Origin of the sequence: Halanaerobium congolense (assembly GCF_004366375.1) — a bacterium.
Lineage (GTDB): Bacteria > Bacillota > Halanaerobiia > Halanaerobiales > Halanaerobiaceae > Halanaerobium > Halanaerobium congolense.
In genome coordinates this window covers 41359-59955 of the sequence record NZ_SOEF01000009.1, presented here as the reverse complement: position 1 = coordinate 59955, position 18597 = coordinate 41359, and the positions used below count along the sequence as shown (strand labels likewise).

The following is an 18597-nucleotide window of genomic DNA, read 5'->3' as shown; positions in this document are numbered from 1 at the left end:
AATTAATAATTAATTATCACGTTCATCAACTATTACTCCATTAGAAATTAATCTTTTTTCACTGGGATTATTCATCGTAAAACCTCGAATAACCATTCTTGCTGAGCCACCACCATCCAAATTAACAGCATCAACAGCACCCAAATCTTTAAGGGTTTGAGCTACTTCTGCTAAAGTCATTCCAACACTGAAGTTATTCTGTCGGCCATCAATAGTTAAAAGCAAAAGATGATTATCTCCAGTTAAGGCTACAGCTGTTCTCGGAGCTCTTCCATTAAGAATGTCATTTTGAAACCCTTCCTCCTGGCCGGTAATTTTGAGCTCTCCTGCTTCTAAAAGTCGAGGACCCCCACCAACCGCATGTATTATATTCTTTTTACTTAAGTCAGGAGTAAAATTATAATTTAAAGTAATCTCCTTATTCTTTAATTCAGAAATCCTATTTCTGATATCTGTTCTTTGAGTGGGAAATCTAATTACAAATCCATCAGGTGGAATCGCTGTCTGGACCCCAGCTTCACTTTCCACACCCAAAATTTTATCATCTCTGACTACAATATCATAATGCTGATTATCTAAAGCCGGCATTCTGGGCCCATAAAAATAGTTAAACAAAATTATTTCTTCTGCTTTAACTTCTTTATTAACCCCATCCAACTTTACCTTAAAATCAAGATTATTAACCAGCAGCTCCCCCTGCCAGTCAACCTGAGCAAAAGAAATATTGTTCTCTTGATCTATTAAAATAGAACTTCTGTTATATAGCGGTTCACTCACCAACTCTCCGTTTATATAGAGCAGTCCAAGCGGCCTACCACTATAATGGAAATAACCTCCATTAACACCAGCTAAAGCCTGATGTTCTTTAATTAAATCAGCTAAATCTTCTCGTCCGGGAACAGTGCTCTGTGCTAAAACTGGCTTCAATTTTAGGCTCTCATTATTTAAATCATAGTCGATAATTGTAATCACTCTTGGACCAGACCAGCTCATCTGTCTAATTTCTTTTAGATGCAGACCTTGAGTTATCCGAGCTGAAAATTTTTCTTCACTATCTATTAAATCATTTAAATTAGCTATATTCGATCTTTCATAATAATAATTAATTATCTCCTGATAACTGTATTCAGCCTGGGCCAAAGCCACAGTTCCAGTTTTAGGTTTGTTAATTTTTCTTAAAGAAAAATCATGGTTATAAAAAAACTCATTATCTTTGATTAAAACTTCGTCTGCAGCAGCTGCAGCAGCTTCTTTAAAGAGGGGGCTTAACGAGCTAAAATCTATATAACCTAATTTTTCAAGTTTTGCTCCCTGTGTTTCGAGCTGGTATAAAATTGTAGTTCTATAAACTACAGCCTGAGCCTTTAAAGCATCCATAGGAGCTGCAGGGCTGAAGTAGTTCTGAAGTAAATGAGCGGTCAATTCTTCAATATCAGTTTTGTAAGAAAATAATACTGAATTAGCTAACGGACCAAACTGATAGCTGCCCCTCATTTCTTTAGAATTTGCTTTAAATTCACCCTTAATTTCAAAAACATAAGCCTCTCTTAGTTTTTTGCCGTCCTGATTATATAAAATTAATCCTTTACTATCTGAACTGTTATTTTCACTGCTTTCTGTTTCAGATTCTGCTTGTTCTTTTGACTCAGTTTCTACTTTATCTGGAGCTGTCTGCTGTTCTTTTCCTTTGATTTCAATTTCTCGCGGCCAACCCTTATAACCTTCAGCTTCAATTTCTTTCTGAAGTTTTTCAGCTTGAGCCCGCTCTGGATAAAGACCTGCAATAACCTTAAACAGCTGATCTTCTTCGATAATTCTTAACTCAGCTTCGATCTCCGCTGCTGCTTCTTTTTTATAAGCTGCAGCTTTTTCCTCAGTTGAACTGGCCATGATTTGAATTCCCCAGCCTGGATTGAGCACAACTGGAACAGTTGGAAACTCAGTACTGGTTTGATTTTCTACAGCAGTTTGTTCTTCTGTTGACAGCTCAATTTTATTTTGGCTGATTATATATTTCTTTCCTGGTTCTAAACTCAACTCTCCACTACCTGCAGCAGCTAAAACTGTATCGTTACCTGCAGTTATTTCTATTTTTTCTGCAGGAGCAAAAATCGGGATAGTTATTATTCTCTCGCTTTTAACAAAGTCAACTAAATTGGCCTGAAAAAATTCCGCAGAGATAGGAACACTTAAACTTAAGAGTACAACTAAAGTAAATAAAATTGTACATAAAATTTTTCTGAATTTCTTCAAAATTTTCATCTCCATTAATAAAAGAATTAAATTTTTCCTTACTTATATATATTTAATCTCAAAAGCCTAAATCCTGCCTAAAAAACATTTATTTAGCTATTTTTTTACTAAAAGCTATTTGTGTTATACTATATTTAGCAGAACCTGAAATTAATCACTTAAAATCGATCAAATAAATTTGTTAAGAAAGGATTTGAATATGAAAAATAATAAAATAAAAATAACTGTAATCGATGGTTATCTAGATGAACCTTCCTGTCTGGGAGTCCCTCCCTATATCTCTCCCCACATTCGTTACCTCTGGGGAGCACTTTTGGAAGCTGGGATTAGCCCTGTCAATTTAAATTATATCACAATTGACCAGCTGCGTCAGAACCAAAATGATGAATTAGAAAAAATGGAGGCGCTGGATATTGTTATTTTGGTTGCCGGAACTACAGTCCCCGGCCATTATCTAGGCGGCCAACCAGCTTCAGCAGCTGAAATTAAAGAAATTGGCGAAAAAATATTTTATCCAACTAAAGTTTTAGCTGGACCGATTACATTGATTAAAAAAATGAGAGAAAAATTTGAAGCTGACTATGATATTTTGACTGCTGAAATTGCAGCCTTAGACCTTTACCAGCGTCTGCAGTCAGCAGAAATATCTGCAGCTGAAAGAAACGATTATATCAATAAATTTGCAGTTAGAGGGGCTCAGGTTGTTAAAAAACACCCTAACTATCCCCATCTGATAGCAGAACTGGAAACTTTTAGGGGCTGTCCAAGAGCAAGCCACTGCAGCTTCTGCAGTGAAAGACTAAAAAAATTAACCTACAGTCGGCAGCCTGAAGCAGTCAGTTCTGAAGTTAAAGCATTGGCTGCAGCTGGTCTGCACCACTACAGACTTGGCAGCCAAACCGATCTGCTTCTTTATGGTGCACAGAGAAAAAGTAATGATTTTAAGCTAAATCCAGCTCAGATCAGAGAACTTTATCGGGGAATTAGAAAGGCAGATCCCGAACTTAAGGTTCTGCATATGGACAATATGAATCCTGCTGAAATAGCAAGAAATCCCGATCAGGCCGCCGAAATAATTGAAATAATCACTAAATACAATACCGCAGGTGATACTGCAGCTTTTGGTCTGGAATCTGCTGACCCCCTGGTACTTAAAAAAAATAATATTGATAGTACAGCTGAAGAAAATTACTTTGCTATTAAATTAATGAATGAAATTGGCGGCAAACGCAAAGATGGTGTTCCTAAACTGCTGCCGGGATTAAACTTTCTCCATGGGTTAATTGGCGAAAGAAAAGAAACCCTAAACTATAACTATGAATTTCTAAAAAAACTGCTGCAGGATGATTTAATGCTCAGACGAATCAATATTCGCCAGGTTGTAAGACTGGGCAGTTATCCCGAAGTTAAATACAGCCTGGGTGAATTTAAAAAATACAAAGAAAAAATAAATCAGAAAATTAATCAGCAGATGCTGAAAAGAGTCTTCCCCACTGGAGTTATTTTAAAAGATCTTTATTCAGAAAAAAAGAAAGGAAGCCTAAATTACTGCAGACAGCTGGGAACTTATCCAATTTTAACAGCAATTATTGACCAAAATGATGATTTTTTTGAACAGGTCAAAGTTATTGATCACGGCTATCGATCAATTACTGCACTCAAATGGCCAAAAAAGGTCAGCGAGTACAGCAAAAAGGAATTGGAATCAATTCCGGGTATTGGCAGCAAAAGAGCTTCCAGCATTATTTTTAAAAAACCTGAAACACAATCTGAACTAACACAGCTCTTAGGAGCTAATTTCGAATCTAAAATATTTGAGCAGTTTTTTAAATTCTAAAAATTTATCAGACTTAAAACCATAAAAACTAATATGATTGGCTAGATCTATTGCTAATTAAAGCTCTTTGGCTATTCCCTTGAGATATTCTCTGAATTCAGGTCCCAAATCCTCACGGGCCAGGGCCAGCTCTACCGTTGTTTTCAGAAAGCCCATCTTATTACCAATATCATAGCGTTTACCTTCAAAGTCATAACCATAAACTGCGCGTTTGTCCAATAAGGTTTTTAAAGCATCAGTCAGCTGAATCTCGCCCCCCTTACCCGGAGGAGTATTTTCTAATATCTCAAAAATATCAGGTGTAATAATATAGCGGCCTAAAATAGCCAGTTCAGATGGTGCTTCAGCCAGAGCTGGCTTTTCTATTAGATCCTCCACCTTATAAATATCGCCCTCTTTTTGACTGAAATCTACAATTCCATATTTATTAACATCTTTTTTAGCAACAGTTTGACACCCTAAAATTGCTGTTTCTTTTTCTTCATAAACCTCAATCATCTGTTTAATTACCGGCTCTTTAGAATGAATAATATCATCACCTAATAAAACAGCAAAGGGTTCATCTCCAACAAAAGTTTTTGCACAGTAGATGGCATGACCCAATCCTTTTTGTTCTTTCTGCCTGACAGCATGAATAGTAATCATTTGCGATATATCCCGCACTTCCTGCAGCAGTTCAGTTTTCCCCTGTTTTTCTAAGACCAGTTCTAAGGCCTGAGATTTGTCGAAATGATCTTCAATACTCTGTTTATTTTTTGAGGTAATTATTAATATATCTTCAATTCCTGCTGCTACTGCCTCTTCGACCATATACTGAATTGCAGGCTTGTCAACAATTGGCAGCATTTCTTTAGGCTGAGCTTTAGTTGCAGGTAATAATCTGGTTCCCCAACCTGCCGCTGGGATTACTGCTTTTTTAATTTTCATTATACCACTCCTAACATTTTTATTATCAATTCTATTATAACATTTTTTTAAATAAATGTTAAAAAAGAGAGGCCGCAGAGCCTCTCTTTAATTAAGCATAAATATTCAACTGATATTTTCAAAATTTAATTTTTAAATTAAACATTCTCCATTATTTCGTCCATCTGAGCTATAACTTTTTCTTTAAACTCAGCCAGTTTTCTTTCAGCAGCAGCCTGATCTTTATCTTTTACTGCAAAATAGAACTTTAACTTTGGCTCAGTTCCAGATGGTCTAATTGTTAGTTTAGAATTGCCTTCAAGCACATACTGCAGCACATTAGATTTAGGCAGTTTGAGCTCTTCTTCTCTATCTTCCTTAAGATAAGAAATCTTAGATTCCTTATAATCTCTGGCAATCTCGACATTATAGCCCGCAATTTGTTCCGGGCTCTTTTCTCTTAAGTGAGCGATAGTTTTAGTTATAATCTCCTGACCTTCCTTACCCTCAAGTCTGATTGAGTGAAGGTCCTCTAAATAATAACCATATTCAGCTCTCAACTCGGCCAGTCTGTCAAGGAGAGTCATTCCTTTTTCCTTATACTTCAAGGCCATAATAGCAGCCAGACCAGCTGCAACAGCAGCATCTTTATCTCTGGCATATTTGCCAATTAAATAACCTAAACTTTCTTCAAATCCTAAAATAAATTCTTTATCCCCTGTTTCTTCAAACTCGGTCATTTTTTCTCCAATGAATTTAAATCCAGTTAAAACATCCTGAACTTCTACTCCATAATCAGCTGCAATGTCAGCAACCATGTCTGTAGATACTATAGATTTAACAATTACCCCATTATCTCCTAAAGTACCTGCTTCTTTTTTGGTTTGTAAAAGATAATCTGCAAATAAAACTCCTGCTTCATTCCCGTTTAAGAACTGATAATTACCAGCAGCATCTTTAACAGCAGGTGCCATTCGATCACAGTCAGGATCAGTAGCAATAATTAAATCTGCATCTTTTTCCTCAGCCAGTTTTAAAGCCAGTTCAAAGGCATCTCGATCTTCAGGATTAGGACTATCTACAGTTGAAAAATCGGAATCTCCATCTGCCTGCTCTTTTACAACATGCAGGTTAGAAAAACCTAAATCACTTAAAAGCTGTGGTACAACTGTACTTCCTGTTCCATGTAAGGGTGTATAAACAACTGAGAGGTCACTACCTTTTTCAGCAGCAAGCCCAGTTTCTGGTAAAACTCCTCTTAAAGTTTTCTGATAACTTGCATCAACTTCACTACCAATATAATTTAGAAGTCCCTGGTTAACTGCTTCCATTTCGTCCATTGTTTTAACAATAGAAAAATCATCTATTTCTTCAATTTCTGCAATAATATCTCTTGCCTGCTCAGGTACAACCTGACCCCCATCTTCCCAGTACAGCTTGTAGCCGTTGTATTCGGGTGGGTTGTGGCTGGCAGTAATAACTATTCCACCAATAGCATCTAGTTCTCTTACTGCAAAAGAAAGCTCTGGAGTTGCTCTCATTCCGGTAAATAAATATGTTTTAATTCCATTAGCGGCCAAAACTAAAGCTGCCTCTAAAGAGAATTCTGGTGAATTATGTCTAGAATCATAAGCAATAACAATTCCTTTGTCCTGCCCATTATCACTATAATTGATTATATAATTTGCTAGTCCCTGGGTAGCTTTACGAACTACATACTTATTAATTCTGTTGGTTCCAGCCCCCATTTTACCTCTCATTCCACCGGTACCAAATTCTAAATTTTTATAAAAACGATCTTCAATTTCTGTTTCGTTATCCTTAATAGCTTCTAATTCTTTTTTGGTTTCTTCGTCAAAATAATCACTTACAAGCCAATCACGATATTTAGACATATAATTCAAAATTGATCAACTCCTTTGTTGATTAACACTGCTAAATTATTATTCTACTCATTGAAAATATTATATCACAAATAATTTTTTTTATAAAGTTTTTGTAGAAATCAAATCAGCCCGTGCATTTAATTATACAATTTAACAATCACAGCGATTTTAAAAAATCATTAAAAAATTTGAGATATTTTAGAGTTTGTATTTGAAGTTCATTGAAATTTTACGTCCATCTTTATTAGATCGGCTCGAGTCATTATCATTTCGCTGCCAGTCATACTGTATTTTACTGTTTAACTCTAAATTCTGACTCAGCTTCCAGCCCCATTTTAAAGCTATTCGCTCGCGCTGATAGTCAGAATCAGGGCTCAGCTGATATTGAGTCCACTGCTTTTGTAAGATTAGCTCATAATCATGAATTTTATTTCTTTTATACTGCAGAGTGTACTGCAGTCGAGCCAGTTGATAATCCTTATAATCATATTTTTCTTCTAGATAATCTTTATCTCTAACCAATACTTTAAATCTATTTCTCAATTTATCGTTTAAATAGAATGTATAATTAGCTTCTGTTTCTAAGTTAAGGCTGTTGTAGCTCTGGCTCTGCTCATAAATTTTCTCCTGACGCTGAACTTTCAAGTAGTAGTATTCGCCAACTGCCAGCTTTTGCCTGTATTTCAGCCACTGTTTATCATAGCGGTAATAGTCTAAAGGATCATCATTTTCCCAATTACCAGGGTCACTATAAAGTCGATCACCTTTTTCAATACTGCCGCTGATTTCAGGCTGGTACTTTTTAGCCACTGCTGTCGAAGTCGAAATTGAAAGAGTTAAAATAGCTAAAACTAAAAGAAAACTCATGCCTAACTTAATTGTGTTCTTTTTCACAAAAATCACCCTTTCTTTTTTAAGTTCCCGACTTATAAAGAATATCCTTTATTTTTTAGTGATTTTTATGAAATATTTTTAATTATTTCCATAAATGTTAAATTTCAAAGCCAAAACTGATGCTTTGATCTATAAACTCATAGTTAAGATAAAGGTTGTAACAGTCTTCTTTTTGAGTTAATCTTAAATTGATTTCATCCCAGTCCTCTAAATCCAAATCATAATCTGCATTAACCGAAATACTATAAGATGACTGTTTTAAATCACGGTCAATATTTAAACTCAAAGCAGATTTGATTAATCTATCCTGATCTTCCCTATCATCTGGCAGCGGACTTTTACCCCAGGGATAATTTTTTTCAAAAAAGAGAGAAGAATTTAGTCCTACTTTTTGATTTAAACGTTTATTATATCTGAAGCCCGTATTTAAAGTGGTATAATAATAATTATAATCATAAGAACTGCGGTAATGATCCAAGCGATAACTATAACCTAAGTGATAAGAAAGTCCCGCTCCTAAGGGATAAGCAAAGTTGTAGCGCAAATTAACTCTTTCTTTATTCAGCTCTACCCCGCCATTTTCTACCCGGCCAGTACCAAGAGTTGTTCTAACCCCCATTAGCGGTGGTAAATTGAGGGTTAAGTAGGGATAATAGTTATAGCTTTCTCCATCAATATATTTCAGATTCCAGTTGATTGAGTGCTGATTGTAAGACATTATGTATCTTTCCTTAACCCTTTTCCAATCGAAATTATACTCCTGTCTGAAGCTGGTATTTAAACCATTATCAAAGTAATAGTGCCCTGCAAATAGATATCTCTCATTATCTTCATCTTCAGCCATTAAATCTTGCCCAATACCGGCCTCTAAAGCATATTTGCCGGTACTATATTCTAAGGAACTAAAAAATTCTTCCTCATGATCGTCTAGTTCCTCATCATCAAGGTCATAATTATATAAATAGTCATAGCGGTTCTTAAGGGTCAGCCGGTCTGTCAGTTTGTAATTATTAATAAAACGGCGAAGCTCATATCGATCATAATCTCTACCCTCTGTTAAATAGTAAATTTCTCCACTGCTGCGCTGACTCAGCTGATAAGGATAATTAAGTTCTGCTGTAATTCCCCGGTCACTATCATAACCGAACTTAGGCATTGGATATGTACTTTTTAAAGGTTTTTCTTCGTCATCAGGATCATATGTAGCCGAATAATAAGGTAGGTAAAAAACGGGTATTTTCCAGAGATAAGGAACTATATGAAAAATATCCAGAGTCCCATCTTCATTGATTTTGATTTCTTTAGCCTTATAATGATAGTGTGGATCCTCTCTGATACAGGGAGTAAAAGCAGCAGAATTAATTTCAGCTTTTATCGGAGTAACCGAAAGTATTTTTAAAGTTTTTCCGGAAAAATTTAGTTCACCCAAACTTCCCTCTGCTCCATAGAGTTTTCCTTCTTCGCTTTCATAATTATAAGTTAAGCTGTCTCCATAAATGTCATTTTTATCAGAGTGAATTACCACTTTTTCTGATGACTTAACAGTTTTTGTGTTTGTATCAACTGTCATTTTATTTGATTCCACCACAAAGTCAGAAGATTTAAAAGAAGCATTACCTTCAAAAATTACGATACCTGCTGCTTCCATAAATGTTATTTGATCAGCAGTCAAAATATAGTTATCTCCTGGCTCTTCTGCAGCTGAGACTGCTGCAGAAAAAGCCAAAGCATAAATTAGGCAGAAAAAAAATATTAAAATTAATTTATTTTTTAAGATATTATTTAGCACAATAATTCTCCTAATTAATTTTTAAAACCTGCCCGAGTTAAACAGCTCAAGGCAGGTTAATAATTAAAGATTTATTTGACAACTATTCCATATAGTTCTTTAACTTCAGTTACCTGAATATACATTTCAGAACCCGCAGGTATTTCTTCCTCTTTACCTTCTACAAAATAACCGGCAACTACTCCTGGTAAACCAAGGATAGCTGTACCTAAGACACTAGCTCCAATTGCAAGCTTTTGACTTTCATTCTTTTCCTGGGCTTCTTGCTGGATGGCTACAGCCAAATCGGTACCATCTATTGTTTCCAAATGCGGGAAACCTATTTTTATATCCCCATCCTTACCCATCCGGCCAGCTTCTTCTATTTCTGTAATTTCTAATTGACCTCTAGTACCCTTAGGAATAATTAAAGTGTTTTTAACTTTAATATCTTCCAACACTTTATAGGAAACTTTTTCTCCCCGGCGGGCAGTATTAGAATTAATTTTATCTAATAATTCAACCCTGATTAATTGCTTATTTCTAGTTTCTACCTTCTTAATCGGCATTTCCTGGCCCTTAATGGTTAATTTATACAGTTCCTCAATCCTAGCTTTGATCGGACCTTTGTTTACTTCACCCTTTACCATTTTTTCCAGTCCATCTAATCTCTGAATTAGATTTCCCCCTGCAAGTTCTCCTTTAATTGACCATTCAATGGTGTTGTATAAAAATAAGAGTGAAGGAGATTTTTCAGTAGTAACTAAAATGTCATCAATTAATTTGTCTGTCCGCTCTAATATTGAACCTGACTGATTAGTCTTATAAACCGTCTTTTCTACATCATCAACTCTAGTTAAGATTGGTTTTTCAGAAACAGATCCGTAAAGAATTTTTTCAATTTCTCCCAGCTCAGCCAACGGAATGATCCCTGCTGCCTGAACAGAGCTAAATTTCAAAAAAGGTGTGAAAACTAAAACTGCTAGTACAAAAATACTGATTATCTTTCTGATTTTTAATGACAAAGAACTACACCATCCTTATATATTTATTTAAAAGTTTATTTCAAAAGAAGCTCTAACTTTCTGTTCAGCTTCTTCCTCGCCTTCAGCTTCTATTCTCTCATAACCAAAATTCAACCCATAATTTTCACTAATGTTAACTCCCAAACCTAAATCCCAGGCAGTCTTTTGCTGATTTAAATCATTAGCTAATCGATTTAAATCTAGTAATTTGTAAGAAGCACTAAAGGTTGCTAAGTTATTAAAATCAAAATCAAAACCGGTTACTCTTTGAGTAATATCATCTGCAGTGTCAACCTGATAACGAGCTCTAATTGAAGAACCTTTCGGGTAACTATATTCTACTCCAAAAACTGTTGATTCTCCCGCAATCTCCCAGTCCTCATCATAATAACTTCCAAATTCATTATTATCTATAAAATCAGCTGATAAAGTAAATCGGTTGTTAGTTCTGTAAGCTACACCAAGACTGCGGCTGCTCTCCAATTCGTTTTGATAAACCTTACGCACATTGTTATTGGCTGCAGCAGGATTATCATTTTCTGGACTGAAATCTTCAGCAGCACTTCCATCACTAATAATATTATTTTTAGAAACAGAATCACTACCATCATCAGCTGTTGACGGCTCTTCAGCAGCGGCAGTTTTACTGCGAACATCCCACCATTCTTCATTTAAGATGGAATAACCTGCTCTAAGTAAAGTTCTGGAGTTAAGAGCATATTCTAATTGAAAATCAGCTGCTGTTTCCAATTTTTCATCTTCTGCTTTAGAATAATCTGCATCAAAGGTTAAGTCATTTAAAATATTTAACTGCTGCGAATTATTAAGTGTTGACTCTGTTAATGAGAAATTCTCACTCTCAAAAGTTAATTGATCTATTTCCTGATCTTCTGCACTGTCAAACTGTGAGGCAATACCAAGCAGTTCCTCTCTTGCAGATCGAGAAAAATTCTTCTCCTGAGACAGGTTAAGATCTTCTAAACTTGTCGCTTCAGTATTTAATTGATCATTTTCTTGAGCAAAAACATTAAATGAAACTAAGAGCAGAAAAACAATTAGTAATGCAATTATTTTTTTCATCTCTACCTGCCTCCTTTCTAAATCTATTTACACACTTTAAGTATAACAGATATTTATAGAATAATCCAGATAGTTGAAAAAATATTTCAGATTGTACTTTTCAAATATTATACAAGAGAAATTAACTATGTTATAATTAAAGGAAATATAAAAAAGGAGTGATCAAATGGCGGTTGAAGTCTCTTTGATAGCTGCACTTTCAGCGGGATTACTTTCCTTTTTCTCACCCTGCATTTTACCCCTAATCCCTACTTATTTATCATATCTATTGGGTGATTATGCTAAAACTAAGAAAAAAGAAAGAAATTTATCTTTAATTATTAGCTCAATCAGTTTTATTTTAGGCTTCACAGTTATTTTTGTACTGCTTGGTTTATCAGCAACTTTTTTAGGAAAGTTTTTAATTCAAAACCAAAATTTTTTAACAACAGTTGGCGGAATTATAATAATTATTTTTGGGCTTCATCTAACCGGTATTTTTGAAATAAATTATTTTTATCGAGAAAAAAAATTAGAACTTCCACCCTATCTAAATGGTAATTTCAAAGCTTTTGTGATGGGAATTGTTCTGGCTTTAGGTTGGACACCCTGTATTGGTCCTATTCTAAGTTCAATCTTAATTGCAGCCAGCAGCAGAGCTAATATAGCTGAAGGTGGAGTGCTCTTGTTTTTTTATGCAGTTGGACTGGCAGTACCATTCTTTTTAACAGCAGTCTTTATGGATTATTTTTTGCCAAAATTGAAGACTTTTAATAAGTATTTACCTGTAGTAAATAAAATAACTGGGATACTTTTAATTATATTTGGTTTAATGATGGCCACAGGTTATTTGGAAGTATTAAATAGAATGCTATTATAATTAAATTTAAGTACAAAAGTCCTTAAAGCAGAATTAAAATCTCTGCCTTAAGGGCTTTTCTCAATACTATACAAATTTATCTAATTTAGAAACTATAAGTTACACCAACACCATATGAAAATCCGTTACTGTAAATATTTCCGTCATCTTCATCATCTATTTCCATATAGAGATAATCCAGATTAGCATTAAAATCCCAGTTCTCTGCAAAAGGTTTTTCATATCCTACACCAAGACGATAACTTACTGCATCAAGATCGAAATCTTTATCATCTGGCGTTACTTTCGCACCACTTGCATTAATTGCTTGAAAAATTGCTCCTTCAAAATCTTTATTTTTAGTACCTTTATAAAACCCAATACCACCACCAACTGTCCACCTATCATTAAATTGATAATCAGCTAGAGCAGTTATTCCATGTAATTTAACATCAATTTTAGCTTCTTGTTTTTGCCAAACAAAATCAGCAGGAGTGTTTCCAGCAATTACAGCTTCTGCTTCCCCTTCAACTGTTCCAAAAATATACTCATATCTGAGTTCTCCAGTCCATTTATCATTTATTTCTTTTCTAGCACCCAAATATAACATCGGCACTCTATCTATATTATCTACCTCTTCTTCATTTCTTGTTGGAATTACAGATCCCGATTCATTTTTGAATCCATTTTCAAATGAATAATTCAGATCATCTATTACATCATTCCAAACATCTAAAGTTGTTTCTGTAATTGCCAGCCCACCAACTGCTTCCCATTCAGATGCTGCTGCATTACCTGCTGCAAGCCCTACTATCATTAAAGCCATCATTAATACTATAATTTTATTCTTCACTTTTTGAATTCCTCCTCTATATTTTGTTATTTTTTTCTTAAGGCATAAAAAACCCGAGGGAATAAATCCCCCGGGTTGTTTTTTTATCTATCTTTTAGCTGTAAGCTATATTTAGAAGCTAATTGATAGAGATGTTGTGATAAAGCTACCATCGATATCAGCATCGCCCTCACCAATAATTCTGTCACTAAATCCTGCGGCATCGACAGCACTATCATAATCATCGGCTTCGTTATCTAACTGTTCAACATCACCAGTAATATACATTACCTCTGTCAACCAGCTTACATTATCGGTTAACTTGTGATCAAAACCGGCTGTAAGATAGGTATACTGCATATCTTTGTCCCAGATACCTTCATTATCATAAAGGTCTGCCTGTTTGTTAACTACACTGGCACTTACAGTAGTTTTTTCTGTCCAGGGAAACTCTGTTCCCAGTTCAACTACTGTTGCATCATCATCTATCGCATCAGTATAATAGTCATTTTCTATATAAGAAACCCTGAAGTGATTGGTAAATTTACCGTAAACATTATTCCAGCCTACAGTATATTCCATCTTATCTTCATCAGTTTTTCCTGTGTTGTACAGTCCCTGTACAGGTGGCTGATCTGCTTCATGTTCAACCATCATTACATCAAAATCAAGACTATTATTATCATTTACAACATAGGAAGTACCCAGTGTATATTTATCAAAATCATAGTCTTCTTCCAGATCTGATTCAACACCAGTATAATAATCTTCACCACCGTTGAATTCATCACCAACAGTCTGGTAACTACCGCGGAAACTCCAGATATCACTCAATTTATAATCTGCACCAATCTGGAATAGACTGTCATCAGTATCAGCTTCGTTTAACTCATTATAAACAGCTTCTCCAGTTACAGTCAGAGCATCAGTTAGAGCAGATTGAACTGCTACTGCAACATCAGTAACTCTTTCACCTTCACTGTCAATGCTTCCCTGATAGACTTTACCAGTTACCTGAGTTTTACCAAAGTCTTTGGTAGCAGCTGCACCATAATATTCATCTTCATCACCTTCATCAAGACCGATAGCAAAGGCTTTAAGATCCAGACCATAAACAGGACCGGTAAATTCTACACCTTCAGCATCTTCTACATCAAAGAAGTATGCATTCTCATCTACATCATAATCGTCCATATCTCCAATTTTAAGCATCCAGTTATCTTTGGAAATATCTAAACGTCCGGTATCCATCATTATATCTTTACCATCACCCTGGTCACCAAGTACATATTCATAGTTATCATATCTATAACCTTCGTAATCAGTAAAACCATTGGTAATAGTATCAACAACAAAATCCAGATTGATTCCGCTAACCTCAGCATTTACAACAAAGTCAAATTCCTGGTAAAATGCCTGTTCAGCTGGAAAATCATCATAGTCGCCACCATCATTTCCAGGGTAAAGAACATTACCATTTGCATCAGTTCTTTCAGCCCGTGGTAAATCAATATCCAGTGCATCACCATCAGCTAGAGCTTCAGCTGTTGCACTTTTATCATCACCATAGCTACCAGCCTGGAAAACAGCAGTAACTTTACCACTAAATTCAATGTTATCTTTTGGCATATCTGTTTCTAAAGCATTTACTTTAGCTTCTAATTCGTCCATATCTTTACCTAAAGCATCTACGTCTGCACCTAGAACTTTAAGTTCAGATCTTAGTTCGAATGTTAAAGCATCAACGATATCTGCTACTTCTTCAGCTTGAGCATCGCTTAATGTTTCATTAGTGTTCTTTTCCATTAAGGACTTAACGATAGCAGTTACGTCTTCAGCTTGACCTGTAGTTAGACCTTGACCCATAGCTTCCATTTCATCAACAATGTTATCTAGAGCACGGCTAACCATAACAGCCATTTCGTAACGAGTCATTGACTGTTCACCTTTAAATTCGCCATCTGGATATCCTTCAACGATACCAGCAGCAACCAACTTGTTAATAGCATTATATGACCAGTGATCAGAAGGTACATCTGAGAAAGAAGCACCAAATGCTGGCATAGCTAACGCTACGACTAACATTAAAGCAATTGTAATTGTAAGTCTCTTCATTATTAAAATCCCCCTTGATTGTTTGTAATCTTTCTTTTTTCATATATAAGTTCTAATATAACCTATACAATCATAGAGGACATCCGAGCGAGTTTCCTAGTTTCCTCTTCATCTGTCCAATCGATGTAAATATAAGTATTATAGAACTCTTATAACTCTACAGCTCCGCAGCTTCGGGGGCACCTCCTTTCCGCCACATTTTAGCTTTGAGTTGATAAGCATTATTAAATTATCAATTTGCAAATTAAATTATAACAGCAAATTTATATACCTGTCAAATTTAATTTTTATAAACTTTATCTTCAACCCCTATTGTAAAGGTTTTATTGCTTTTTGTCAAGTTTTTCGAGATATTTTTCGCCAATGATTAGGGCTGCATAGTCATCTAGAGGCTTTTTTAGCTTCCAGCTGACAATCTTCCTGAGCAGCTTCTCATAATTAGACATTGGTTTTTCCTGCAGGTAACGGGCCTGAGCCTCTTCTGTAGTAAATTCTTCTTCCACTAAAGAAATTTTACTCTGCTTAAAATTATTCTTAACCATCTTTATTATTTTTTCAGCTCCAGTCCCATTGCCAACTATAATCTCTGCTATCTGATAGTGTTTAAATATTTCCTTTAAATGGTCAATTAATTCATCTATTTTAACAATAGTTTTTTCTTTTTCCTGAGCTTGATAATCTAAAACAGCTGTGCCGACTTTATCACTACCGGGATCTAAAGCAAGTAAATACTTATCCATCATTATTCTGCTCCTCAGCTTTAACTTCTTCCAGTTCAAACTTAAGATTATCGCTCAGTCGATCTTCACGCCAGATATTGGCAGCTGCATAGACATTAACTTTAACCTCAGCTTCACTGGATCTAACTCTGTTTACAAGCTCATAAAACTGACTGAAGTTAATTGAGCCAACCTGACCTGAATTATCAGGTAGTAAGCCCTGATTAACTGCTTTTTCATTAACGTCCTGCAGTAAAGCTTCTAATTCAGTTTCTATTTCTTCACTGCTCTGAGCAGAGCTAATAACCCGGCTGCTGATTAACGCATCTTTTTTGAAGACAACAAAATCTTCGTAGAGCTGAAAGTTTGCATAAAGCCAGTCATTTTTAGGAACATTAACCCGAGAAATTAAAGAAACAATGACTCTGCTTCCCTGATCCATATTGTAAATAATTCTAGCTGCATTTAGTATATCCTCTGTCTGTAGGCGTAAAGCCATTCCTGTTTCCTCATTAACCTGAATATCTTGTTCCATTGCAACCTGATTTGCTTCCTGCAGATATCTATTTAAAGCAGAAATAGTTTCCTGCTCACTGCGGCCGCCTTCCAGAACATCACTGTAGATAACATCACCTTTCTGATAGACCATATCCTCACCCATATAATAGATCACACCGGCCTGCAGCTGATTTGCAACCTCTCTTAAATCATCATAGTCAGCTTCTAAGTCTGCAATTTGATTTTCAAGTTCAGATACCTGTTCCTCCAAATCATTTCGCTGGGAGCTCAGTTCATTAACTCGGCTCTGCAGCTCATTTCGATTTTTGGTCAGCTGCTGCAGCTCATTTTCTACCTCCTGCAGCTCCTGATCCTTAACTGCCAGTTCCGCTTCTTTTTCAGCGATTTCATTTTCCTTAGCCTTGATTTCTGCTTCCCTGCTTTCAATTTCCTGCTGCAGTTTAGATAATTCTTTGTCTCTTGCTGCCAGTTTTTGATCTCTTTCCGATAACTGCTTGTCTCTTTCTGCAAGCTGCTGGTCCAATCTTTCTAATCTATTTAAAACATCATTGATATTAAATAAAGCATTTCTCAGCTCAGAATAAACTCCAAGCAGAATAGTAATCGAAAGAACAGCGATTAAAACACCAGTTAAAATTGTAATAATAATTGATGAATAACGGGGGCGGAGACCAAATAGCGAAACCCTCTTTTTACCCATTTTCATTCCAATTTTATCACCAATAAAGGCTATTAAACCACTTAAGATAACTAATGAAATTATAATGACAAATGCGTTAATAATCTCCACCTCCTCTCCTATTGTGTTATTCTAAATTATTGTCTGGCTGTTTTAATAAGCAGTCCAATTCCCACAATAAAGATAACTATATTCTGCAGCCAGGCACCAAACCAGGGTTGAATACTGCCCTGACTGCCTAAGGCATCACCGACTGTCATTAAAACATAATAAATAAAAATGATGATAATTGAGATTCCAAAACCTGTAGCTGAACCGGCAGAGCGCTGGGGTTTAATTCCAAGCGGTGCTGCCAGCAGAGCAAAGATAAAGCTGGCCAAAGGAATAGAAAAACGGTTGTGCAGCTCAACTCTCTCCTCATAAGCCGTACTACCCTGCTTCTCTTTTAAGGCTATATATTCATTTAACTCCCGAATATTCATTTCATCTATATCCTTACCCAATTTTCCAGTCTGAGAGGGAGAATGAATTTCCTCCCGTGAACGATAGGTGCTGAATTTCAGGGCCGGCTGTCTGTTTTCTTGATCTAAAAAATAGACCGTACCATTATAGAAATGCCAGCCATCACTTAACCATTCAGCACTTTCTGCCTCCAGCACTGAATCGGGCCTGCCGTCTTCAAAGCTCTGGATAACTACATCTTTCATTACTCCATTATCTCCATTAAAACTGTGAGCATAGAGCATGTAATCAGGGCGGCGGGTGCTGCTGTCCATTGGTGTTAAAAACAAATCGTACTGAGTTTCCGGCCGCTGCTCTCCGTGGCGGGCCCGATACATTATCTGTTCCACCTGATAATTGGCATTGGGAACTAGAAATTCTGAAATACCGATGGTCACCCCACTGGTCACAAGCCCCATAATTAAAGCAGGTAAAACCAGAGAAATAATACTGATCCCTCCAGCTCTCATTGCTGTAATCTCACTGTCACCCGAAAGCCGGTTATAGGCCATAATAGTTCCCAGAAGTGAAGCCATGGGGAAGGTAAGCACTATAATTTCGGGCAGACTTAAAAAGAAAAGTCTAATCAGGGTAAAAACATCTACTCCCCATTCAGTATAAAATTCTGTCAGCTCAAAAATTAAATCAGTCCCGATAAAAATACCGGTAAAAGCTGCTACGCCAAAGAAAAATGGTGCAATCAATTCCTTATAAATATATTTGTTAATTGTTTTCAAAAAAGATG

At 35.8% G+C, this 18597-nt stretch carries 14 protein-coding genes; 2 read left to right on the top strand and 12 right to left on the bottom strand.

The window, feature by feature from the left end:
• Positions 1-9 precede the first annotated feature (9 nt).
• The gene (locus tag C7954_RS04840) at positions 10-2262 is read right to left on the bottom strand and encodes a phosphodiester glycosidase family protein (RefSeq protein WP_134058885.1); all 2253 of its coding nucleotides are present in this window, start codon (positions 2260-2262) and stop codon (positions 10-12) included.
• A gap of 190 nt (positions 2263-2452) precedes the next feature.
• On the opposite strand from C7954_RS04840, the gene C7954_RS04835 reads away from it, so the two are divergent.
• Complete coding sequence (locus C7954_RS04835) at positions 2453-4090, top strand: radical SAM protein (protein WP_134058879.1); 1638 nt, start codon at positions 2453-2455, stop codon at positions 4088-4090.
• Positions 4091-4147: 57 nt separating this feature from the next.
• Here the strand turns inward: C7954_RS04835 and galU are convergent, their stop codons facing one another.
• From galU to C7954_RS04805, 6 genes are all read right to left on the bottom strand, one after another.
• A complete protein-coding gene (gene galU, locus C7954_RS04830) occupies positions 4148-5017 on the bottom strand; it encodes a UTP--glucose-1-phosphate uridylyltransferase GalU (protein WP_073160444.1) in 870 nt (289 codons plus the stop codon).
• A 137-nt stretch (positions 5018-5154) separates the two neighbouring features.
• On the bottom strand, positions 5155-6900 hold the full coding sequence (locus C7954_RS04825; protein ID WP_089655643.1) for a phospho-sugar mutase: 1746 nt from the start codon (positions 6898-6900) through the stop codon (positions 5155-5157).
• Positions 6901-7080: 180 nt separating this feature from the next.
• Positions 7081-7776, bottom strand: a complete 696-nt coding sequence (locus C7954_RS04820; RefSeq protein ID WP_081374623.1) for a hypothetical protein — start codon at positions 7774-7776, stop codon at positions 7081-7083.
• 97 nt (positions 7777-7873) lie between these two features.
• The gene (locus C7954_RS04815) at positions 7874-9565 is read right to left on the bottom strand and encodes an LPS-assembly protein LptD (RefSeq protein ID WP_134058877.1); all 1692 of its coding nucleotides are present in this window, start codon (positions 9563-9565) and stop codon (positions 7874-7876) included.
• 71 nt (positions 9566-9636) lie between these two features.
• Entirely contained in the window at positions 9637-10569 is a 933-nt protein-coding gene (locus C7954_RS04810) for a hypothetical protein (protein WP_073160450.1), read from the bottom strand.
• Positions 10570-10596: 27 nt separating this feature from the next.
• Complete coding sequence (locus tag C7954_RS04805; protein ID WP_073160452.1) at positions 10597-11649, bottom strand: hypothetical protein; 1053 nt, start codon at positions 11647-11649, stop codon at positions 10597-10599.
• Between the two features lie 166 nt (positions 11650-11815).
• On the opposite strand from C7954_RS04805, the gene C7954_RS04800 reads away from it, so the two are divergent.
• Positions 11816-12508, top strand: a complete 693-nt coding sequence (locus tag C7954_RS04800; protein WP_089716706.1) for a cytochrome c biogenesis CcdA family protein — start codon at positions 11816-11818, stop codon at positions 12506-12508.
• An 85-nt stretch (positions 12509-12593) separates the two neighbouring features.
• Here C7954_RS04800 and C7954_RS04795 read toward each other — a convergent pair whose 3' ends face one another.
• The 5 genes from C7954_RS04795 to C7954_RS04775 all read right to left on the bottom strand — a co-directional run bounded on the left by C7954_RS04795 (position 12594) and on the right by C7954_RS04775 (position 18589).
• Positions 12594-13340, bottom strand: coding sequence for an outer membrane protein (locus C7954_RS04795; RefSeq protein ID WP_134058874.1), 747 nt, complete (start codon positions 13338-13340; stop codon positions 12594-12596).
• 111 nt (positions 13341-13451) lie between these two features.
• Positions 13452-15434: an S-layer homology domain-containing protein gene (locus C7954_RS04790; RefSeq protein ID WP_134058871.1), complete on the bottom strand. Its 1983-nt coding sequence runs from the start codon at positions 15432-15434 to the stop codon at positions 13452-13454.
• A gap of 323 nt (positions 15435-15757) precedes the next feature.
• Positions 15758-16174, bottom strand: coding sequence for a RuvX/YqgF family protein (ruvX, locus tag C7954_RS04785; protein ID WP_089716747.1), 417 nt, complete (start codon positions 16172-16174; stop codon positions 15758-15760).
• Complete coding sequence (locus tag C7954_RS04780; protein ID WP_089716709.1) at positions 16167-17462, bottom strand: DUF3084 domain-containing protein; 1296 nt, start codon at positions 17460-17462, stop codon at positions 16167-16169. The genes ruvX and C7954_RS04780 overlap by 8 nt, the downstream gene beginning before the upstream one ends.
• Positions 17463-17488: 26 nt before the next feature.
• Complete coding sequence (locus C7954_RS04775; RefSeq protein ID WP_134058868.1) at positions 17489-18589, bottom strand: LptF/LptG family permease; 1101 nt, start codon at positions 18587-18589, stop codon at positions 17489-17491.
• Positions 18590-18597 lie beyond the last annotated feature (8 nt).